The organism is Aliiroseovarius conchicola (assembly GCF_041403445.1).
Lineage (GTDB): Bacteria > Pseudomonadota > Alphaproteobacteria > Rhodobacterales > Rhodobacteraceae > Aliiroseovarius > Aliiroseovarius conchicola.
The window spans coordinates 120,423-141,911 of the sequence record NZ_JBGEHL010000003.1 but is presented as its reverse complement, the minus strand read 5'-3'; the positions used below and the strand labels follow the sequence as shown (position 1 = coordinate 141,911).

Genomic DNA, 21,489 nt, shown 5'->3' with positions numbered 1-21,489 from the left:
AAGTGCCGCATGCAACCGTCAGAACCGCGTCGTCATCGAGTATCCTTGCGGGAAATGCATCCGTGCGAAGGTAACACTTTGACCCTCCAGCCAAGTGGTCCGCTCGACCATGAACACAGATCGACCTTTGGGCATGTCCAGGTATTCCGCCACCTCATCCGTGGCCTCAATAGCTGAGAATCGTAGCTGCCCATCGGTATATGGGACCTGACGAATGAGCCACTCATTCGGGCCCATTTCCTCGAACGGCTCATCCCGAGCGTGGGGCACAGCGGCAAGATTGATCCAACGGTCTTCGTACTGATAGGGCTGGCTATCCGCGAAATGCATACACCTAATATGCAACATATCCGCGCCCGTCGGGACATCAAGCTTCGCACGCAACCAAACAGGGGCGGGTTCGACATTGCGGTCAACAAGAACATAACGATAGGCCGCACCCAGTTCTGCAATCTCTTCTCGGATCAACGGAATCGCAAACTCGGCCCGCCGCGTGGGAGACGATTTGACCCGTGTACCTGCCTTGCGCTTACGCTCTAAAACCCCTTCTGCAACCAGCTCACGCATGGCGCGGTTGACAGTGGCGCGGGCGCAGCCGAACTCTTTTGCTAGATCAATCTCGCCCGGCACAATCGCGCCCGGAGGCCAAATGTTCTGCCGAATTCGGTTCATCACCTCGGCTTTAATGTCCTGATAGCTGGTTCGCATGTTCGTTCATTTGGTCCATTATGTCTGCAATTTGCACTATAGTGACCAAATACGATCCGGCGCAATCATTGCTGACAGGCTCACACCTCGGCGCGGATCCAGTCTAAAAACTTGACCATGCGATCCCTCTTTAACGCTTCGCGGCGACAGACCAGCCAATAGGAGAGCTGGGACTGGGCCACCTTGTCAAACGGCTGTACAAGGCGTCCGCTGTCCAACGCATCTTTGATCAACGGGCTGCGCCCCATAGCAATTCCACCCCCGTCCATCGCCGCCTGAATGACCAGATTGGCTTGCCCCAACTCGCGTGTTTGCGAGAACCGAGGCAGCGTGACGCCGACTTCTTGCGCCCAAAAGTCCCAATTCGTCATAGACGAGCCATCGTCAAGCCGGTCCAGAAGGATGACATGATTGGCAAGGTCATTGACCGAAGTCACACGTGTTGCGATGGACGGTGCGCAAACTGGTGTCATCTGCTCGGCCATCAGGGGCTCTGCGTGAAACCCTGAATAGCCGCCGGGGCCATAACAGATGATTACATCCGCCTCAGCGGTCAGAACATCACGAGACTGGGGATCGGTCGATAACGACACCGGAAGGTCTGGATGAAGCTCATCAAATCGCAAAAGCCGCGGCAATAGCCACAGAAAGGCAAAGCCCGGTGGCGACGCGACCAGAATGTTGCGTTCCGAGTTGCGGGTGCTGTCGCGCAAGTCGTCGCATGTATCGGCAATCGCGCTGTACCCATCGCGCGTGACGCGTGCCAGGCGCTCACCGGCATCTGTCGGTGTCACACTGCGTCCACGGCGCACCATCAGACGCAGCCCCAGCCATTCCTCAAGTTGCTTAATATGCTGGCTAACGGCGCTTTGCGTGACATTTAATTCTTCGGCAGCCCGACTGAATCCACGCAACCTGACCACAGCTTCAAGCGTGCGCAAGGCACTGAATGGAAGGGTCTTAAGCATCGGAGTTCACAGCCTTGACGCCAGAGCATCGCAATGTCTCCAACCTCGCAAAAAGATCACGGGCGGTTTTCCAAGCAATCTGTTCTTTCTCGGCATCGGTTAGATCGGTCGGGGCAAGAGCATGGGCATATGGATCGTCCTGAAATATCGGGAAATCAGACCCCAACATGATCCGATCCGCACCCAAAAGCTTAACAGCGGCTTCCAATGCGCGTGGCCCAAGCGATGCGCAATCGTACCAAAGCCTGCGCAAACGGTCGGTAGGGAAGGGTGCGTCCGGGCTGCGATGGCGCGCGATGCTCTCCATCCGTTCAAATATAAAGGGGAGCGTTCCGCCAAGATTAACGATCTGGAAGCTAACATTTGAGTAGGTCTCCAGCATATCAGACAAGATCACGGTCAGAGCAACTTGAGACGCGCTAGACTGTAACTCGATCGCTGATAGCCGATATTGCACATTGTCCGACGGAAGTGGCGGCGGCTTGGCTCCGACTTTCAAGCCGGGGTGCAGCATGATGTGGCATCCGTGCTGGTTTGCTGCTTGCAAGAGCGGACGCATTTCTTCTACGTCCTCCACAGAATTGAAATAATCCGATGGCAGGATCACCCCCGGCAGGCCAAGATCCCGACGGATACGGCGCAGTTCTTCGCAAGCCAATTCCATGTTGGCCAAAGGAAGACCGGCCAGCCCTATCAGCGCGCCGTCTGTGGCGCGCGACAGGTCAGCAAGATGTGTGTTGTAGGCGCAGATTGCATCGCCCACCTCCGCGGTCGGTAGGAGGTCAATGCCGAGTGCGCCTGGAAAGGTCAAAACCCTGTGGGTCAAACCGGTTTTCCGCATCATGTCCAGCCCGACTTGATGGTCAAAATAGGCATCAGTAAACGGAAACTCACCGTTCATGGCGACCATCACGAGAACCCCGTCATCGCGCCTGCGCAGATAGGGGCGTTCGCGCCGAGCCTGCAACATTTCGACCAGCCCACCGCCGTAGTAGTGCGCGTGCGTGTCAATACGGCTGTTTCTGTCGAACATCTCACGTCTCCAGCTGGTCCTGACCATTTGCCAGCCCGCATCTCTTCTATCTAACTGATATGCGGGCGGCGGGTGTCTCGCCATGGAAACATGATAATGAGATACATTAGAATTGCTAATGGTTTTAGCTGCGGTGTTTGTACTGCCCCTCACAGACTGGGGCGGCCACCATCGACCGCCCCAATTCTGAGCTCGTAGTATGTGCTAACAGCCGGCCGCAGCCCGTTTCGCCAGCACCTTCACAAGGTTGGCCCGATAGTCGGCACTGCCGTGCATATCCGACATCAGCCCCTCACTTGTGACATCGACGCTGGCTGCGGCCTCTGCTGACCAATTGGCTGAGAGAGCCGCTTCTAATCCGGCATGTCGGAAAACACCGTCCTCGCCAGCCCCTGTGACTGCGACCCGCGCACCGTCGGCAGTTTGTGCGACACAAACTCCGACAAGAGCAAAAAGCGATGCCGGCTGGCGGAATTTCACATACGCCGCTTTGGCAGGCGCATCGACGCGCACCGCAGTGATAATTTCGTCTTCGTCCAGCGCTGTGGTGAACAGGCCATCGAAGAAATCATCGGCGGCCACCTCGCGCGAATTGGTCACGATGGTTGCGCCGAGCGCCAAAAGCCCGGCGGGATAGTCTGCGGCAGGGTCGTTGTTTGCGATGGAACCGCCAATGGTTCCGGCGTGGCGGACAGCGGGATCACCGATCCCGCCTGCGAGGGACGCCAATGCAGGGCACAGGCGTTGCACATCGCCATTGCTGGCCACTTCCGCGTGGGTGGTCGCGGCGCCGATCACCAGCGTGTCCCCATCCGTAGATACGCCTGACATGCCGTCAATCGCGCGCACGTCAACAAGATCGCTGGGTGCGGCCAAGTGCTGTTTCATCGTGGCAAGCAACGTCTGACCACCGGCCAGAAGTTTGGCGTCTTCACCGGCGGCAAGGGCTGCGATGGCGTCGTCGATAGAGGCCGCCTTATGATACTTTGTCGGATACATATCTTAATCCTCCCTTACTTCGCCGCCTGGATAGCATTCCAGACCGCCTGTGGGGTTGCTGGCATCGCCAGATCGTTGGTGCCGATGGCATCGGTGATGGCATTGATAACCGCCGGAGGTGCGCCAATGGCCCCCGCCTCGCCACAGCCTTTAACCCCCAACGGATTGTTCGGGCTTGGTGAATCCTCGTGGTGGCTGATCGAATAGGACGGCACATCAGCGGCACGCGGCATTGCGTAATCCATGTAGGATCCGTTCAAAAGCTGGCCGTCATCGTCATAGACGACTTGTTCCAGCATGGCCTGTCCGATTCCTTGGGTGACACCGCCATGCACCTGACCTTCGACAATCATCGGGTTGATGATGGTGCCGAAATCGTCGGCCGAGGTGAAGCTGACGATGTCAGTCTCGCCGGTTTCGGGGTCCACTTCGACCTCACAGATGAATGCACCAGACGGGAACGAGAAGTTAACCGGATCAAAGAACGCGGTTTCTTTCAAGCCCGGCTCCATATCGTCGGGCAGATTGTGGGCAACATAGGCCGCCAATCCGACCTCGTGCCATGCCATGGATTTGTCGGTCCCGGCCACCTTCACTTCGCCACCTTCGATGACGATATCGTCTTCCGAGGCTTCCAGCGTGTGGGCCGCGATCTTTTTCACCTTGGCTTCGACCTTGTCCATTGCTTTGACGACAGCGGACATGCCAACCGGGCCGGAACGGGAGCCATAGGTCCCCATGCCAAACTGCACCTTGTCGGTGTCCCCATGTACGATCGAGACATTTTCGACGGGTAGGTCAAACCGGTCCGCAACGATCTGGGCAAAGGTCGTCTCATGGCCCTGTCCATGACTGTGGCTGCCGGTGAGGATTTCGATCGAACCAACTGGGTTCACTCGAACCTCGGCGGATTCCCAAAGGCCAACGCCCGCACCCAGCGAACCCGCCGCTTTGGAGGGGGCAAGTCCACATGCCTCGATAAAGGTTGAATACCCCAGACCACGCAGTTTCCCGCGTTTGGCGGCTTCCGCTTTACGTGCAGCGAAGCCGGACACATCCGCCGAGTCCTGCGCCATTTGCAGGATTTTCGGGAAATCGCCTGCGTCATATTGCATAAGGACTGGCGTTTGATGCGGGAATTCCTGCACGAAGTTGCGTCGCCGAAGCTCTGCCGGGTCCATGCCCATTTCACGCGCTGCGGTCTCCATCATCCGTTCGACCAGATAGGTCGCCTCGGGCCGTCCCGCCCCACGATACGCATCAACCGGCACCGTGTTGGTGTAGTAGGTGCGCACGTTACAGTGGATATTCTGGATGTTGTACTGACCAGACATCAGCGGGGCATACAGATAGGTCGGAACCGAGCTTGAAAACAGGGACATATACGCGCCAAGATTGGCCAGCGTGTCGATCTTGAACCCTGTGATTTTGCCGTCAGCATCGAACCCCATATGCGCGGTCGTAATATGGTCACGGCCATGCGCATCGGTCAGGAAAGCCTCGGACCGGTCTGACGTCCATTTAATCGACCGGTTGGTCTTCATCGACGCCCAGAGACAGGTGATTTCTTCCGGATAGATATAGATCTTGGCCCCAAAGCCGCCACCCACATCAGGTGCAATCACACGCAGCTTATGTTCGGGGGCCACATTGTAGAACGCCGACAGAACCAGCCGGGCCACATGCGGGTTTTGGCTGGTCGTGTAGAGCGTGTAGTGCTCCTCTGCGTCGTCATAAGTCGCAACAGCGCTGCGTGGCTCCATTGGGTTCGGAGACAGGCGATTGTTGGTGATGTTCAGGGTGGTGACATGCGCGGCGCCTGCCAACCCGGCATCCGTCGCCGCTTCATCGCCAAGTTCCCAGTCGTAAATCTGGTTGCCCGGCGCGTTGTCGTGAATCTCTGGCGCGCCGTCAGCCATCGCAGCTTCGATATGCGCGGCCACTGGCAGTTCTTCGTAATCAACCTCGACCGCTTCCGCTGCGATCCGCGCAAGCGCTTGCGTCTCCGCGATCACGACCGCCACGGCGTCACCGACATAACGTACCTTCTCGGTCGCCAGTGCGGACCACGCGCCCATGTTCATCGGGCTGCCGTCTTTCGACGTGATCGCCCATCCGCAGATAATGTTGCCGATGCCGTCGCCAGTCAGTTGCTGACCGTTCAGCACATCAATCACACCGTCCATTGCCAAGGCGGCAGAGGTATCGATCCCCTTCACCTTCGCATGTGCATAGGGGCTGCGCACGAAGGCAGCATAGGCTTGATTGTCGTTACGAACGTCGTCGGTGTATTTGCCTTTTCCGGTTGTGAAACGCTTGTCTTCCTTGCGTTTGACCGGGGCTCCAATTCCATCTTTCATGTTCTTGTCCTCCGGTTAATTCACATTTTCGAGGCGGCGTCTTCGACCGACTTCACGATGTTATGGTATCCCGTGCAGCGGCAGATATTTCCCTCAAGTTCGTCGCGAATGGCGTCCGAGGTCAGCTCTCGCCCCTCGGCCTTAAAGCGGTTCACCATGTCCACGCTGGTCATGATCATGCCGGGGGTGCAAAATCCGCATTGCAGACCGTGATTGTCGTTGAATGCCTGCTGCATGGGGTGCAAATCGCCCCCATTGGCCAGCCCTTCGATGGTCGTAACATCGGCACCATCCAGAGACACCGCGAGGGCCGAGCACGATTTAATCGCCTTCCCATCCACATGGACCACGCAAGCACCACACTGACTTGTGTCGCACCCCACATGGGTCCCGGTCAGGCGCAAGCTTTCGCGCAGGAACTCTGACAAAAGCGTCTCGTCGGGCACCTCCCGGCTGACGGCTTTACCGTTCACTGTCATGTTGATGTTGGTCATGTGATCCTCCCTATAGGACGGGTCTTGATGCCCGTGTGTTCAATGACCGTCGGAGGCGTCCTCCGGCGGATCTGATCCAGTTAAGTGGTTATGAAAATTATCAAAAAACTTGGTTGCGAGTTTCTTAGCCGTCGCATCAATCAAGCGACTGCCGAGCCGCGCGAGTTTACCGCCAACCTGTGCTTTCGCAGTGAACTCCAAAATAGTCTCGGCACCATCTTCGGTCAGCGCGACATCCGCCGCACCCTTGGCAAATCCGGCAACACCGCCCTGACCTTCACCCTGAATGGTATAGCTGGCGGGCGCTTCGATATTCAAAAGCTCAATCGCTCCATCGAACTTGGCTTTCACCGGTCCGATTTTCTGCACCACCCTCGCCGTCATCGAACTGGGTGAAGTCTGTTCGATCTCTTCACAGCCCGGGATACAGAGCTTTAGGACATCGACATCATTCAAGGCTGCCCAAACGGCTTCGCGTGGCGCGCCGATGCGATAGCTGCCTGTCATCTCCATGACGGGTGGCGGAATTTAGAAATGTGCATGACAACCGATAATAGATACCGATTGATTCTTAGCAAGAAATTTCAGTTATTGATCAGTGCTGTCTCAACATCCGTTCGTATCGGTCCTTGTCTCCATTGGTCGCCAAGGCCTGTCCAAGATCTGCAAGGCTGTCCAGCGAATGGCAGGCATGAAAGCTGTCAACGATTGGCAATAGCGTTCGAATTCCCGCCGCGCGCGGTGAGAATCCGTCAAAGCGCAATAGCGGGTTGAGCCATATCAGACGGCGGCATGAACGTGACAATCGCGCGGCTTCTGTTTTTAACAAACCGGTATCACCACGCTCCAACCCGTCAGTGATCAGAAGTACAACAGCCCCCCGGCCAAGGACCCGCCGCGACCAATCGCGGTTAAACCGAAACAAAGCCTCACCAATCCGCGTGCCGCCTTTCCAGTCCGGCGCATCCTGCCCGACGGCCTTGAGCGCCTGATCGACATCTTTCATCGCCAAGGCCCGCGAAATATTGGTCAGCCGAGTGCCGAACGTGAACCCATAGACACGGCCCCATCCCGAGGACGGAGCCCAAGCCAGAGCATGAAGAAAGTGCATCATCATCCGCGCGTACGAGGACATCGAGCCAGAGATATCGCAGATCACCACAAGGTCAGGCGCCCGCGGTTTCGCAACCTTCAGGGACATCCGGTCAATTTCGCCACCCCTGCGCAAAGACCGGCGTAACATTGCACGTGCGTCTGGGCGGCCGGTTGAAAACGAAGGTCGAAACCGCCGTGTCGTGAGCGGGTCGACCGGCAGATGAAGCCCGCGGATCAGCTGCGCTGCATCGGACTGTTCCAGAAGGGTCATCTGTTCGAAATCCTGCTTCCGGAGCACCTCGCTGTCAGACCAATTGAGCGCAGCGTCGACCTCAATCTCATCCCTTTGTGGATTGGGCTTCTTGCCTGATGAATCCCCCCACATCGCCTCGGACGCGCGTGTTTGGGCGGGTTTCGGGGCGCTTTCGTCCTGTGCCATCGTTTGCATCATCGGCAACATGGACCGCACCATGCGTTCTAGAAACTCCGGGTCGCGCCAAAACATCTGAAACACCTGATGAAACACTTCGATGTCTTTGGCTTGTGTCACCAACGTGGCCCGCAGCGCATGGTAAAAATCCGCGCGCTGCGTGAAGCCGGTCGCCGTTACCGCCGAAATTGCCGTTTGGGTCTGGGACGTTCCGACGCTTAGCCCCGCTTTGCGTAACGCGCGCACAAAATGAACGATGTTATCAACAAGCCTGCCATCGGTTTCCGGCACGGCCCGCATGGGTCAGGACGCCTGCGCCAGTTGGGTGCGCGCCTCATCTAGAATGCGGGTCGCTTCGGCCCCGGCGATCTTGGCGATGTCGTCTTGATACTTCAAAAGCGCGCCCAGCGTTTCGGTAATGACATCAGGCGACAAGGCCACGGTGTCGAGCGCGATCAAACACCGCGCCCAGTCGATGGTTTCAGCAACACCTGGGTTTTTGAACAGGTCCTCGCCGCGTAACGCCTGAACGAAGGTGACCACCTCTTTCGATAAGGTGGCGGCACAATCAGGAACACGCGCATGAAGGATGGCCAGCTCGCGCTCAAAAGCCGGGTAGTCCACCCAGTGATACAGGCAGCGTCGCTTCAATGCGTCATGCACCTCGCGGGTGCGGTTCGACGTCAGAATGACAATCGGGGGCTCAACGGCTTTGACGGTTCCGATCTCGGGAATTGTCACCTGAAAATCTGACAGGGCTTCCAACAAGAATGCCTCGAAGGGCTCATCGGTCCTGTCCACTTCGTCGATCAACAGAACAGGCGGCCCCTCGGCGTGATGTTCCATGGCTTGCAGCAGGGGGCGCTTAATCAAGTAGTCAGGTGAAAATAACTCTGCCTGCAGATCATCACGGCTGCTCCCGCCCGATGCCTCGGCGGTACGGATGGCGATCATCTGAGCCGAAAAATTCCACTCGTAAATCGCCGATGCGGCATCAAGCCCTTCGTAGCACTGCAACCTGATCAACCGTCGACCAAGTGCCGTCGAAAGCGCCTTGGCAAGCTCGGTTTTACCAACGCCCGCTTCGCCTTCTAGAAAGATTGGCATACCCAGCTTCAACGACAAAAAAGCAACGGTCCCCAGATCGCGCCCACACACGTAATTCTCGGCGGCCAGCGTCGCGAGTGTTTCATCGATGCTTGTTGGAAGACTGCCCATGTTGCGGCCTCGCTGAAGGGTTCAGAGCATTTAAGCACTCGCATCCGGTTCTGTCTACGCGGGAAACGCTTGCGACGCGCGTTGGGAAATATATGCTCGTCGAAGGTTTTTAGGGGGCCAATGATGGTGCCAACTCATGATGCAAGCTCGGTGATAGCGCCGATACAGAAGTTGGTCGCCTCCGATCAGCCAGGTGTGCTGGCGATTATCACACATATCGACGGGCCGTCATATCGTCCGCTGGGCGCCATGATGGCGGTGCTCGCCGACAAAACAAGGATCGGCACGCTGTCATCGGGTTGTGTCGAAGAAGATATCGCGTTTCATGCGATGGAGGCATTGACCAGAGACGAGATCAAGACCGTTGTCTATGGCAGGGGCTCGCCCTACGTTGATATTCAATTGCCATGTGGGGGAGGACTGCAGGTTACTTTGATCCCCCAACCGGACAAAGACGTTCTAAGGGCGCTTTGTCACCGGCATACTGATCGTCGCCCGACCACCATATCTGTGGATATGCAGAGCGGCGCCGTGTCGCAGGCTGAGGCTGGCGAAACTGGGCGCAACGGTGATGTTTTCTCGGTGCATGTTGAGCCAGAGATGTTTTTCTACGTTTTTGGCAAGGGGCCAGAGGCTACGACTTTTGCGGGCTTGGTCCAATCCGCGGGCTACCCAAATCTCTTGCTTTCACCGGATGACGAGACCTTGTTGATTGGTCAAAAGGCCGGATGCCAGACCCGGCATCTGACATCGGCACATTTTCCGACAGATATCAGTCCGGATGCTTACTCAGCTATTCTATTGTTCTTTCATGACCATGAATGGGAACCGCCGATCTTGCTGTCCGCTTGTAAAAGTCCGGCTTTTTACATTGGCGCGCAGGGGAGCAAGCGTGCGGCCGAGTTGCGTTCTCTGGAAATGGAGGCGCTTGGTCTGCCGCGATCGGAATTGACGAAGATCAAGGGGCCAATAGGTTTGATCCCGTCGGTCCGGGACGCGCGTAAGCTTGCTGTGAGTGTCCTTGCAGATGTCTTGAATGGAGGTTGATAGCAACCGAGAAGCGGACTGCCTTGAGCCGCCCCGATGCCTTGGAGGGGTTTGTGCGCGTGTTCCCATTTTTAGGTTGCTAGAGGAAACCGGCCAACTACGCAGACAGTTTTCCTGCCTGGTTACTTTCAGTTCGCCCCACCACCAGTTTGGCTGCCATAGCGTCGAGCAACTGGTCCTTCTTTACCGGCTTGGATAGGAACCCATCCATTCCGGCCGCTAGACAGGCTTCCCGGTCGTCGGGGAAGGCGTTGGCGGTTAATGCGATGATCAATGGCTGAGGGCCACTTTCGTTCCGAATCCTTTTGGTCGCAGTGATCCCGTCCATGATCGGCATAGACATGTCCATCAAGATGATATCAGGATGATGTCTGTCGCACATTTCCACCGCCAACTGACCATTTTCGGCCTCAAGGAGCTCAACGGACAGCCCGCTCAGGAATTTTCTGATGAGTAGGCGATTTGTCCGATTATCCTCGGCGAGCAACACGCGCTGCCCTTCTATTATTGAAGGGTCATAAAATGGTGGGTCTGTTTGGTTCAAAGGCTCAGATGCCGGAGCCTTTGTCTGAAGTTCCAGGGTGAAACAACTGCCATGACCCAATTCGGATACGACGGTGATCCCACCGCCCATTTGCTCTGCCAACCGACGAGAAATAGTCAAGCCCAGACCGGTTCCTCCGTACGATCTTGTGATGGCAGTGTCGGCCTGGCGGAAACGGTCAAAAATCCCCGAGGTATCTTCCGCAGACATACCGATCCCGGTGTCCTTGACCGATACAATTAGATTGTAGGGGTCATCTTCGTCACACCGGACGTCCAAGCAGACATATCCTCGATCCGTGAACTTGACTGCGTTGCCAGCCAGGTTCAGAAGGATTTGCCGCAGACGGCCATCGTCAGTGCACACGAAGCGCGGGACGGCTTCATCATACGAAATCTCGATATCGATCCCCTTCGCTTGCGCGGAAGGTCTGAGCACATCGGCGACCGCGTCGACACAAGCTGAAAGTTCGAACTCAACTTCCGAAACCGAAAGCTGTCCGGATTCAAGACGCGACAGATCCAGAATATCATTGATGATCTTTAGTAGTGCGGCGGAAGAGCTGCGGATGGTGTCCAAACATTGCCTGTCATCCTGCGATAGATCGGCTTCGGCGAGGATGTCGGCCATACCGATGATACCGTTCATTGGCGTTCGGATTTCATGGCTCATGTTGGCCAGAAATTCCGACTTCGCACGGTCCGCGGTTTTTGCGGCGAGCATCGCTTCGGCCATCTCAAGCTCATGCATCTTGGCCTGACTAATATCCCGTTCGATCCCAATCACCATGGTGATTTCGCCATTCTTATCCAAAACGGGCACCAGTCTGGTGTCGACCCAGATTTCTCGCTTGGACTTGGTGTAGTTTAATATCTCGGTTCTGAACGGTTCTCCCCTGTCGCGATGAGCGATGATTTGGTCGATGACTGCGGTATCGGTGTGTGGACCGTTCAGCAGATCGCCGGGCATTTTCCCAACAGCTTCAAGCCGTTTATATTCGGTCATTTCCGTAAACGCGTCGTTGACCCAAATAATTTGCCCGTCGGGGCCGGTCAGGACAATGCTGTCTGAGGCGTGTTCGGCAACTGCTGAAAGCCGCTGAAGCTCTTCTTGATTGCGCTGTAGCTCCAGTTCGCGTTCGCTCAAGGTCGTGCTGACATCACGCCCGATCGCGGTCAGGCGACAGGCCAGATAGATCAGAAAAACGACCAAAGCGCCCACACCTATCATAACCATACGCAACGCCCAAGTATTCGGCGCCCTTGTTGGCCAACCGCCTTTGGGAATTGCCGCCAATTGCCAGCTTCCCGCCGGTAATATGATGTCTGTTATAACTGGGTTCTCGTTCAAAATATTGGGGTTTCCGAAGAAAAGCTCGCCGTCAGCGCCTTTGCCATCACGACCCACCAACGCGATTTGTAGGTTGGTTCCTGCGTCTAGAATTCCGGTCTGCAGATATATCAAGTCTGCGTCCAAAACGACCGCCGCCAACCCCCAAAATTTATCGGTTCCGGCGTCATCGACAATGATGGGAAAGCGCCCGATGAAGCCACGACCACCCTGGATCAGGTTCACAGGCCCCGCAAACACCATCTGCTGCGTATCTCGAACACGAAATGCTGCGTCGCGTTGCGCTGGGCTGTCTTTATAGTCAAAACCGATGACGGATTTGTTCGCCTCGTAGGGATAAACCATTTCGACGACCATATTTGGTGCGATGGCGACGTTTACGAACTCGCTTCTCCCTCCAATCGCACGGGTCGCGATTTCGCTGAAACTGTCCTGTTCAATATCGGTATTGGTCGCAACGACTGCGATCAACCCTTTCACCAGCTGAAGGTCGGCATTCAGGTATCCTTCTAGTCGAGATCTGAGAATTCCAACTTCGTATTGAACGTCCGCGCGCGCGTTTTGCAGGTGGATAATGCGGTTCTGCCGCTCAACAAACACAAGGGATAAAATCCAACCGCATACGGCCAACCAGACTGGGACATATGCGCGACGGAACATAGGCGAGATCAGCTTTTGGATCCGGTTGTTCAACAGTCTCTCACTTTCGTCGCGGCATATCCTGTTCTTGCCATCCGTGGATGTGACGAAGTCATGATGGGGGAAAATGGTTCAGAAGCTGTTAACTCTGCTGCTTGATCGCATGATGCGCTGATAAATTTCCACTTCCCGACATCAGTAATTACTTGAGGATCAAATAGTTTAAGCTTGAAATATATATACAAGCCGCTAACATCGCATTGTTCCGACCAAATTGTAGGAGGATGCTATGCGGATTGTTTGCCTGGGCGGTGGGCCCGCTGGTCTATATTTTGCGATTTCGATGAAGATGCGCGATCCTTCACACGAGGTTGTCGTGATCGAACGTAACAAGGCGAATGACACCTTCGGGTGGGGTGTCGTCTTATCCGATGAGGCATTGGAGAATCTGCAGCAGAACGATCCGAAATCTGCGCGGTCCATCCGCGATCATTTTGCCTACTGGGATGATATCGCAGTGGTTCACGATGGTGTACGTACGGTGTCTGGCGGTCATGGGTTTGCCGGGATCGGCCGCAAGCAGATGCTGGCCCTTCTGCAAGAGCGCGCGATTGAACTGGGCGTGGACCTACGGTTCGAAACCACATTCGAGGCGGCCGAGACCTATCGCAAGGACTATGATTTGGTGGTCGCGTGCGATGGGATCAACTCGGCCGTGCGCGCGGAATACCAGCATGCATTTAAGCCTGAGATAGATACGCGTGCCTGCAAATTCATTTGGCTGGGAACCCATCAAAAATTTGATGATGCGTTCACCTTCATTTTTGAGAAAACCGTGCACGGCTGGATCTGGGCGCATGTCTACCAGTTTGACGATAACACGGCCACGTTCATCGTTGAATGCGCACAGGATACATGGGTTAAATTTGGCTTCGAGGATATGTCGAAGGAAGAAATCGTTGAGTCCTGCCGTGTGATCTTTGCCGATCATCTGGGAGGGCATAGCTTGATGTCGAATGCCGCGCATTTGCGCGGGTCTGCGGTGTGGATCAATTTCCCCCGTGTCCTTTGTGAGACGTGGTTTCACGAGAATGTGGTGCTCTTGGGCGATGCTTCTGCCACCGCGCATTTCTCGATTGGCTCTGGATCGCGATTGGCTTTCGATAGCGCGATTGCTTTGGCGGACTACCTGCATTCGGAACCGGATATGCGGGCAGCCTTTGAGCGGTATCAGGACGAGCGACGGCTGGAGGTATTGCGCCTGCAATCGGCCGCGCGCAACTCGTTAGAGTGGTTTGAAGAGGTCGAACGCTACCTCGATCTGGACCCGGTACAGTTCAATTATTCGCTTCTGACCCGCTCGCAACGGATCAGCCATGAAAACCTACGATTACGTGATGCAAAATGGCTGGAGCATGCCGAGAAATGGTTTCAAGAGCGAGCAGGGGTGGCTAGCGACACTCCCGTCCGTGCACCCATGTTCGCGCCGTTTGAGTTGCGAGATATGAGGCTCAAGAACCGCGTCGTAGTCTCGCCGATGGCGCAATACAAAGCCGTCGAAGGGACCCCGGGTGACTGGCATCTGATCCACTATGGAGAGCGGGCCAAAGGTGGCGCAGGATTGGTTTACACCGAAATGACCTGTGTCTCGCCTGAGGGTCGGATTACGCCGGGCTGTCCGGGGCTTTATGAGCCGGAGCACGAGGCTGCGTGGAAACGTCTGACGGCTTTTGTGCACGCGGAAACCAGCGCAAAAATCTGTTGCCAGATCGGCCATTCAGGGCGCAAAGGCTCGACCCGCGTGGGGTGGGAGGGCATGGATAAGCCGCTGCCCGGTGACAACTGGGAATTGGTATCGGCGTCCGCCATTGCGTGGTCAGCGGACAACGCCACGCCACGCGCGGCGACGCGCGAGGATATGGACACGATCAAGGCGCAGTTTGTGGCCGCTGCTGAAATGGCTGAACGTGCCGGGTTTGACATGATCGAATTGCACGCAGCCCACGGCTATCTGATATCGTCTTTCATTTCGCCTGTGTCGAACCGGCGGGACGACGACTATGGTGGATCTCTGGAAAACCGTTTGCGTTACCCGTTGGAGGTTTTCACCGCAATGCGTGCGATCTGGCCCGCGGGCAAACCTATGTCGGTGCGCATCTCGGCCAATGATTGGGTCGGCGAAGATGGTGTAACCCCGGAAGAAGCGGTCGAGATTGCCCGCGCGTTTGAGGCCGCTGGGGCCGACATAATAGATGTTTCGGCCGGTCAGACCTCGACCAAGGCTGAACCGGTCTATGGCCGGATGTTCCAAACGCCCTTCTCTGATCGCATTCGCAACGAAACCGGGATCAGAACAATGGCCGTGGGTAATATCTACGAGGCAGATCACGCAAACTCGATCCTAATGGCAGGGCGTGCGGATTTGGTGGCCGTTGGTCGACCGCATCTGGCAGACCCTTATTGGACGTTGCATCAAGGGGCTATCATCGGTGACCGGAATGCGGAATGGTCGTTGCCATACGAAGCTGGGCGGGATCAGGCATGGCGTCTGGCCGACCGAGAGGCAGAGATGGTGGGCAAAGTATGACCAACGCATATGACGGTAAACATTTTGTGGTAACGGGTGGCGGCACAGGTGTTGGTGCGCGGATTGCGCAAGACCTTAACACTGCCGGGGCCAAGGTCACAATTATGGGGCGCAGCGAAGCACCTCTTCGGGCGCAGGGCTTATCCTATCAGATCTGCGATGTAACGGATGCCGGAGCAGTCGGCACCGCCTTTGACGTAGCCCGCGCGCAGTATGGCCCTGTTCTTGGGGTAATCGCCAATGCGGGGGCTGCTGAAAGTGTGCCTTTCGCGAAGATGGCGCCGGGGCTTTTGGCGCAGATGCTCGCGGTAAACCTGATCGGTGTGTCCAATTGCTGGCAGGCGGCGCTGCCGGATATGCAGGATCAGGGATGGGGGCGGATGATTGCTGTGGCCTCGACCGCCGGGCTGAAGGGTTATGCTTACGTAAGCGCTTACTGCGCGGCCAAGCACGGCGTGGTGGGGCTAACCCGCGCATTGTCGCTGGAACTGGCGCGCACAGGGATCACCGTGAATGCTATCTGTCCAGGCTTCATCGAGACCCCGATGCTAGAGCGCTCGGTTGAAAATATCATCTCCAAGACCGGAATGAGCAATGAGGAGGCACGCAAGTCGCTTGTCTCAGCCAACCCGCAGAAACGGTTTATTCAGACCGACGAGGTGGCAGGCGCGGCGCTCTATCTGGCCTCGAACGCGGCGCGTGGCGTCAACGGGGCTTGCCTGACGTTGTCGGGGGGGGAGGTATGAGTACTCTGTCCGAGCTGTCTAAGGAACGTTTGCGCTTGTGGCTGAAGCTCTTGAAGGCGTCGGGCATGATCGAGGACGAAGTGCGTCGCAGGATGCGGGATGAATGCCAAACGACCCTGCCGCGCTTTGATGTGATGTCGGCCCTCTCCCGTGCGCCTGATGGGCTGAAAATGAGCGAAATCTCTAAGATGCTGCGGGTTTCCAACGGGAACATTACCGGGATTGTTGATAAGTTGGCCGACGAAGGGCTGGCCGAGCGGGTCGCCGTCCCCGGAGATCGCCGCGCAAATCTGGTGCAGCTGACCCAGAAGGGTAAGACGGAGTTTGCCCGCCACGCAATGGCGCATGAGGGTTGGATCGACGGTATCCTGTCCGGGCTCGACCGAGGCGATCTTGAGGGGATGATCCAACGGCTGGATCATTTGACCACGCATCTGGAGGAGGACGGTAATGCGCACTGATGTAACTCATTTCAACTGTGAGGTGTCAGAGGGGATCGCCGCTATCGCGTTGGACCGCCCCGATCGGAAAAATCCACTGACTTTCGATAGCTACGCTGAGCTGCGCAACTGGTTTCGTGATCTGCATTACGATGAAGAAGTGAAGGCCGTGGTTTTTGCCCCGAATGGCGGGAATTTCAGCTCGGGCGGCGATGTGCATGACATCATTGGTCCGCTGACCAAGATGAACATGAAAGAGCTGCTGGCCTTCACCCGCATGACCGGTGATTTGGTCAAGGCGATGGTGAATTGTGGCAAGCCGATCATCGCAGCTGTCGACGGTGTTTGTGCCGGTGCGGGCGCGATCATTGCGATGGCGTCAGATCTTCGCATCGCGACACCAGAGGCCAAAACTGCCTTTCTGTTCAACCGTGTAGGATTGGCTGGGTGCGACATGGGGGCTTGTGCGATTCTGCCCAGGATTATTGGGCAGGGTCGGGCGGCAGAACTCCTTTATCTTGGCCGGTCGATGAGCGCCGACGAGGGCGAGCGGTGGGGATTCTTCAATCGTGTCGTGCCTGCAGATGAATTGATGGAGGTCGCGACAGATACTGCGCGGTGGATCGCGAACGGTCCGGCATTCGCCAATATGATGACCAAGACGATGCTGGCGCAGGAATGGTCCATGTCGATTGAGCAGGCAATAGAAGCAGAGGCGCAGGCGCAGGCGATCTGTATGCAAGGACAGGATTTCCACCGCGCTTTTAACGCATTCGTGGCCAAGGAACGCCCGGTCTTCGAAGGGGATTGATATGGCTGATAAAAGCTTTCTGAACTGGCCGTTTCTAGACGATAAGCACCGTGCGTTATCGGTGTCATTAGAGGCATGGGCCGAGGCGCACTTAACAGATCTTGACCATTTTGACACTGATCAGACGTGCCGTGATCTGGTGCGGAAGCTGGGCGAGGCGGGGGTATTGATGCATTCTGGCGCCGAAGATGGCGTGCTTGACGTGCGTAGCCTCTGCCTGATCCGGGAAACTCTTGCCCACCACGATGGGCTGGCGGATTTTGCCTTCGCAATGCAGGGTTTGGGAACAGGTGCGATTTCGCTGTTTGGAACACCGACGCAGAAGTCCGCTTGGTTGCCAAAAACGCGGTCAGGGCAGGCGATATCGGCTTTTGCTTTGACGGAACCCGCATCAGGTTCGGACGTCGCAAATTCGACTATGACGGCGACGCGAAACGGCGACCACTATGTTCTGAACGGCGAGAAGACCTGGATTTCCAACGGCGGGATCGCCGACGTCTATACGCTTTTTGCAAGAACTGGGGAAGCGCCCGGCGCAAAAGGTCTGTCTGCTTTCATCGTGACGCCGGATATGCCTGGGTTCGAGGTAGTCGAGCGACTGCAAACGATCGCACCGCACCCGCTGGCCCGCTTGCGGCTTACGGATTGCCACGTGCCGGTATCTGCAATGCTGGGTGTGCCGGGGCAGGGGTTTCGGATCGCAATGTCGGTGCTCGACGTGTTCCGTGCGACAGTTGCAGCGGCCGCGTTGGGCTTTGCGCGATGTGCTTTGGACGAGGCATTGCAGCGTGTCGCTACGCGAAAGGTGCAGGGAGCACCACTTTTTGATTTGCAGATGGTCCAGGGGCACATCGCGGACATGGCGCTGGATGTGGACGCAGCGGCCTTGCTGATTTATCGCGCCGCATGGACCAAAGACAACGGTGCGCCACGTGTGACGCGAGAGGCGGCGATGGCAAAGCTATTCGCCACCGATCACGCCCAGCAGGTTATTGACAAGGCGGTTCAACTTTTTGGCGGAGACGGTGTGAAATCAGGTGAGGTGGTCGAACGGCTATATCGCGAGATCCGGGCGCTGCGGATTTACGAAGGGGCTTCGGACGTGCAGCGGGTGGTAATTGCCCGGCAGGTTCTGGCGTCGATTGAATGACCCATTTCAAGCAAAGTCAGAAGGTGTTGTTTCGCCACTGCGATCCGGCAGGCATCGTGTTCTTCCCGCGGGCGTGCGAGATTGTAAACGATGTGGTCGAGGCCCTGTTCGCAGGTCCGTTGGGCTGGCCGTTTGATGTGATGCATCCAATGGCCGGTGTGCCAACCGTGTGGTTTAATGTCGAGTTCTATAAGCCCTCGTTCCATGGTGATGTGCTGGAACTTGCACTTGCGATCAAGCGTTTGGGTGTCAGTTCTTTAGCGTTAGAGACGACGGCGATCTGCGAAGGCGAGACACGCTTTACGGCCGAACACACAATCGTCTGTGTGTCGGATGATAGGCAGTCGATGCCCTGGCCGGATCACGTGCGCAAGGAAATAGAGGCGTTGATGAAGGAAACAGCATGACAACCAAAACCATTCACCCCGAGGGCTGGGCGCCCGCGCTGGGCTATGCCAACGGAATGTTGATGGCCGATGGAACGCTGCATGTTGGCGGGCAAATCGGTTGGAACAAGGACAAGGTGTTTGAACGCCATGATTTCATCGGTCAGATGGAGCAGGCGCTTGAGAACATCGCCGAAGTAGTGCGCGCGGCTGGTGGCGATGTGGGCGACGTCGGACGACTGACGTGGTTTGTCAAAGACAAGGCCGCGTATCTGGCCCATCAAAGCGAGATCGGACAAGCCTATCGCCGTGTCTTTGGTAAGCATTTTCCGGCCATGTCGATGATTGTGATTAATGATCTGATCGAGGATGAGGCATTGTTGGAGATCGAGGCGACCGCCTATATTCAAACAGCATAAATCTTCCTGGCCATCGACTTATTTGGTCTGCATCTTCTCCAACATCTTCAGCACCATACGGCGCGGCAGATAGGGCATGATCCAATTTAACATCAGCCCCAGCATAGCTTCGTTGATGACGCGGAGCTTCCCGTCCATCATCGCATCATAGCCAAAACGCGCCACCTTGTCGGGGGTCGATCCCTTCTGTTTCACGAGCTGCGTACCGTGCAGGTCAGCGGCGTCGGCGAAGCCGGTCGCGACATAGCCCGGCTCCAGCGCGGTCGAGGTCACATTGTGCGCGCGCATCTCTTGATCGATGGCCTGACTGAAACTGCTGACAAACGCTTTGGTGGCGAAATATGTCGCTTGCAAAGGGCCGGGCATGTAGGCTGCGGTTGAGCTGACTTGCAGCATTTTCCCTCCGCCATTTTTGACCATATCGCGCCCGATATGGTGGGTCAGTGCCACCAGCGCCTTGACGTTCAAGTCGATCATCGCCTGATCAGCAGCAAGATCGCGGTCCAAAAACGCGCCTTGCCCGCCGAAGCCAGCATTGTTGATCAGGATGTTCACGGGCACGCCCAGTTCTTGAACCTTGGCAAAGAGCGCGTCAGCACCACCCTCGGCGCCCAGATCCAAAGCGATGGTGTGAACGGTCACACCGTGCTTGCCTTCAAGTTCGGTCTTCAGCGCTTGAAGCTCGTTGTCGCGGCGCGCAGTGATGATCATGTCTCCGCCTTGCTCGGCGTGATAGCGGGCGAACTCGCGACCGATGCCAGAAGAGGCTCCGGTGATCAGGGCGGTATTGGGCATGGGGTCTCTCCTGTCGCGCGTTTTGTTGACTTCAATGTGGGGCGTCAGGAGGAGGACATCAATGGGTGGTCGGCGCAACCTCTATGTAAGGTGCTTGTAAGCAGCCTCTAACCCTCGAATTTCCGCAAGTCCACGTAGGCGTCCAATCAAGGGATATCCCGGTCGCAGGTCGCGGCCGATATCGGTGGTAAGCTCTTGGCCATGGTCGGGTCGCATCGGAATTTCGGAATCCGCGCGGTCTTCGGTTCGGCGGCGCGCCTCTTCCGCGACCACGATCCGCACAAGTTCGGTGATATTGCCGTCGCCCGCTAAATGAGCGTCCTCGTAAAACGAACATTGAGCGCCGTGGATATCCTCGCGTTTTACACTACGCAGATGCAGGAAGTGCACATGCGGCGCGATATCGGATAGGATCGTGGGCAGATCATTGGTGCCGCTTGCCCCCAATGAACCCGAGCAGAAGGTAATCCCGTTGGCGGGGCTGGGTACTGCGTTGATGATCGCGCGCAGATCATCATGCGTTGAGACGATGCGCGGCAAACCAAGCAGTGCAAAGGGGGGATCATCAGGATGGCAGCACAGCCGGATGCCCAACCGCTCGGCTGTGGGTACGATGGCGCGCAAGAACGTCGCCAAATTCTCGCGTAGCTGATCCGGGCTAATCCCAGCATAACGGGCAAGCTCTTCGCGCAGTGTGTCTAATGTGAAGAACATCGCGGCGCCGGGCAGACCGGCGATAACGTTCTGGGTCAGCGCGTCGCGTTCGGCAGGTGCAAGCCCATCATGTAGTTTTTTCGCAGCTTTCACGACGGGTGCAGGAAAATCTTTGTCGGCACCCGGACGGGCAAGGATATGGATGTCAAAGGTGGCAAACGAGGTCAGGTCAAAGTGCATCGCTAACGCACCATCGGGCATCTCGCGCCTGAGCGTCGTGCGGGTCCAGTCGAGCACCGGCATGAAGTTGTAACAGATCGTCTTGATCCCTTCGGCGGCAAGGTTCTCAAGGCTGATACAGTAGTTCTGCAAGTGCTGGTCCCGGGTCGGCCCTCCGGATTTAATATCCTCGGAAACGGGCAGGCTTTCGACGACGGACCAACGTAGTCCCGCGGCGTCGATCATGTCTTTGCGGGTGCGGATATCATCTTGCGGCCAAACCTCGCCGGGTGCGCGATCGTGCAGCGCTGACACGATACCTGTGGCACCGGCCTGGCGAATATCTACCAGCGTGATCGGATCATCCGGCCCATACCAGCGCCACGTTTGTTCCATC

Annotated in this window: 20 protein-coding genes; 8 read left to right on the top strand and 12 right to left on the bottom strand. The window is 56.7% G+C overall.

From position 1 onward, the window contains the following. Window positions 1-18: 18 nt before the first annotated feature. The 9 genes from V6N04_RS06375 to V6N04_RS06335 all read right to left on the bottom strand — a co-directional run bounded on the left by V6N04_RS06375 (window position 19) and on the right by V6N04_RS06335 (window position 9,305). A complete protein-coding gene (locus V6N04_RS06375) occupies window positions 19-708 on the bottom strand; it encodes a UTRA domain-containing protein (protein ID WP_371169305.1) in 690 nt (229 codons plus the stop codon). An 80-nt stretch (window positions 709-788) separates the two neighbouring features. Next, window positions 789-1,676, bottom strand: coding sequence for a LysR substrate-binding domain-containing protein (locus V6N04_RS06370; protein WP_371169304.1), 888 nt, complete (start codon window positions 1,674-1,676; stop codon window positions 789-791). Beyond that, window positions 1,669-2,709 (bottom strand): amidohydrolase family protein, encoded by a 1,041-nt coding sequence (locus V6N04_RS06365; RefSeq protein ID WP_371169303.1) that lies wholly within the window; start codon window positions 2,707-2,709, stop codon window positions 1,669-1,671. Before V6N04_RS06365 ends, V6N04_RS06370 begins: the two co-directional genes overlap by 8 nt. Before the next feature lie 204 nt (window positions 2,710-2,913). Beyond that, a complete protein-coding gene (locus V6N04_RS06360; protein WP_371169302.1) occupies window positions 2,914-3,708 on the bottom strand; it encodes an FAD binding domain-containing protein in 795 nt (264 codons plus the stop codon). Between the two features lie 14 nt (window positions 3,709-3,722). Continuing rightward, window positions 3,723-6,068 carry a xanthine dehydrogenase family protein molybdopterin-binding subunit gene (locus tag V6N04_RS06355; protein WP_371169301.1) on the bottom strand — a complete coding sequence of 782 codons (2,346 nt, stop codon included), beginning with the start codon at window positions 6,066-6,068 and terminating at the stop codon, window positions 3,723-3,725. 20 nt (window positions 6,069-6,088) lie between these two features. Further along, window positions 6,089-6,562: a (2Fe-2S)-binding protein gene (locus tag V6N04_RS06350; RefSeq protein WP_371169300.1), complete on the bottom strand. Its 474-nt coding sequence runs from the start codon at window positions 6,560-6,562 to the stop codon at window positions 6,089-6,091. A gap of 39 nt (window positions 6,563-6,601) precedes the next feature. Next, entirely contained in the window at window positions 6,602-7,069 is a 468-nt protein-coding gene (locus V6N04_RS06345; protein WP_371169299.1) for an SRPBCC family protein, read from the bottom strand. 88 nt (window positions 7,070-7,157) lie between these two features. Next, the gene (locus V6N04_RS06340; protein ID WP_371169298.1) at window positions 7,158-8,387 is read right to left on the bottom strand and encodes a vWA domain-containing protein; all 1,230 of its coding nucleotides are present in this window, start codon (window positions 8,385-8,387) and stop codon (window positions 7,158-7,160) included. A gap of 3 nt (window positions 8,388-8,390) precedes the next feature. After that, the gene (locus V6N04_RS06335; RefSeq protein ID WP_371169297.1) at window positions 8,391-9,305 is read right to left on the bottom strand and encodes an AAA family ATPase; all 915 of its coding nucleotides are present in this window, start codon (window positions 9,303-9,305) and stop codon (window positions 8,391-8,393) included. Window positions 9,306-9,425: 120 nt separating this feature from the next. Between V6N04_RS06335 and V6N04_RS06330 the strand changes: the two genes are divergently transcribed. Beyond that, window positions 9,426-10,352 (top strand): XdhC family protein, encoded by a 927-nt coding sequence (locus tag V6N04_RS06330; RefSeq protein WP_371169296.1) that lies wholly within the window; start codon window positions 9,426-9,428, stop codon window positions 10,350-10,352. 97 nt (window positions 10,353-10,449) lie between these two features. Here the strand turns inward: V6N04_RS06330 and V6N04_RS06325 are convergent, their stop codons facing one another. Continuing rightward, complete coding sequence (locus V6N04_RS06325; protein WP_371169295.1) at window positions 10,450-12,939, bottom strand: response regulator; 2,490 nt, start codon at window positions 12,937-12,939, stop codon at window positions 10,450-10,452. A gap of 235 nt (window positions 12,940-13,174) precedes the next feature. Between V6N04_RS06325 and V6N04_RS06320 the strand changes: the two genes are divergently transcribed. The 7 genes from V6N04_RS06320 to V6N04_RS06290 are packed head-to-tail and all read left to right on the top strand — an operon-like array spanning window position 13,175 to window position 19,424. Continuing rightward, window positions 13,175-15,472 (top strand): bifunctional salicylyl-CoA 5-hydroxylase/oxidoreductase, encoded by a 2,298-nt coding sequence (locus V6N04_RS06320; protein WP_371169294.1) that lies wholly within the window; start codon window positions 13,175-13,177, stop codon window positions 15,470-15,472. After that, the gene (locus tag V6N04_RS06315) at window positions 15,469-16,218 is read left to right on the top strand and encodes an SDR family NAD(P)-dependent oxidoreductase (RefSeq protein ID WP_371169293.1); all 750 of its coding nucleotides are present in this window, start codon (window positions 15,469-15,471) and stop codon (window positions 16,216-16,218) included. Before V6N04_RS06320 ends, V6N04_RS06315 begins: the two co-directional genes overlap by 4 nt. Next, window positions 16,215-16,679, top strand: coding sequence for a MarR family winged helix-turn-helix transcriptional regulator (locus V6N04_RS06310; protein ID WP_371169292.1), 465 nt, complete (start codon window positions 16,215-16,217; stop codon window positions 16,677-16,679). The genes V6N04_RS06315 and V6N04_RS06310 overlap by 4 nt, the downstream gene beginning before the upstream one ends. Next, the gene (locus V6N04_RS06305) at window positions 16,669-17,469 is read left to right on the top strand and encodes an enoyl-CoA hydratase family protein (RefSeq protein WP_371169291.1); all 801 of its coding nucleotides are present in this window, start codon (window positions 16,669-16,671) and stop codon (window positions 17,467-17,469) included. Before V6N04_RS06310 ends, V6N04_RS06305 begins: the two co-directional genes overlap by 11 nt. Window position 17,470: 1 nt before the next feature. Beyond that, on the top strand, window positions 17,471-18,619 hold the full coding sequence (locus tag V6N04_RS06300) for an acyl-CoA dehydrogenase family protein (RefSeq protein WP_371169290.1): 1,149 nt from the start codon (window positions 17,471-17,473) through the stop codon (window positions 18,617-18,619). Further along, window positions 18,616-19,026, top strand: coding sequence for an acyl-CoA thioesterase (locus V6N04_RS06295; RefSeq protein WP_371169289.1), 411 nt, complete (start codon window positions 18,616-18,618; stop codon window positions 19,024-19,026). The genes V6N04_RS06300 and V6N04_RS06295 overlap by 4 nt, the downstream gene beginning before the upstream one ends. Beyond that, complete coding sequence (locus tag V6N04_RS06290; protein ID WP_371169288.1) at window positions 19,023-19,424, top strand: RidA family protein; 402 nt, start codon at window positions 19,023-19,025, stop codon at window positions 19,422-19,424. Before V6N04_RS06295 ends, V6N04_RS06290 begins: the two co-directional genes overlap by 4 nt. An 18-nt stretch (window positions 19,425-19,442) precedes the next feature. Here V6N04_RS06290 and V6N04_RS06285 read toward each other — a convergent pair whose 3' ends face one another. Both V6N04_RS06285 and uxuA read right to left on the bottom strand, forming a co-directional pair. Beyond that, complete coding sequence (locus tag V6N04_RS06285) at window positions 19,443-20,219, bottom strand: SDR family NAD(P)-dependent oxidoreductase (RefSeq protein ID WP_371169287.1); 777 nt, start codon at window positions 20,217-20,219, stop codon at window positions 19,443-19,445. An 81-nt stretch (window positions 20,220-20,300) separates the two neighbouring features. Further along, the gene (gene uxuA / locus V6N04_RS06280; RefSeq protein ID WP_371169286.1) at window positions 20,301-21,488 is read right to left on the bottom strand and encodes a mannonate dehydratase; all 1,188 of its coding nucleotides are present in this window, start codon (window positions 21,486-21,488) and stop codon (window positions 20,301-20,303) included. Between the last annotated feature and the right edge of the window lies 1 nt (window position 21,489).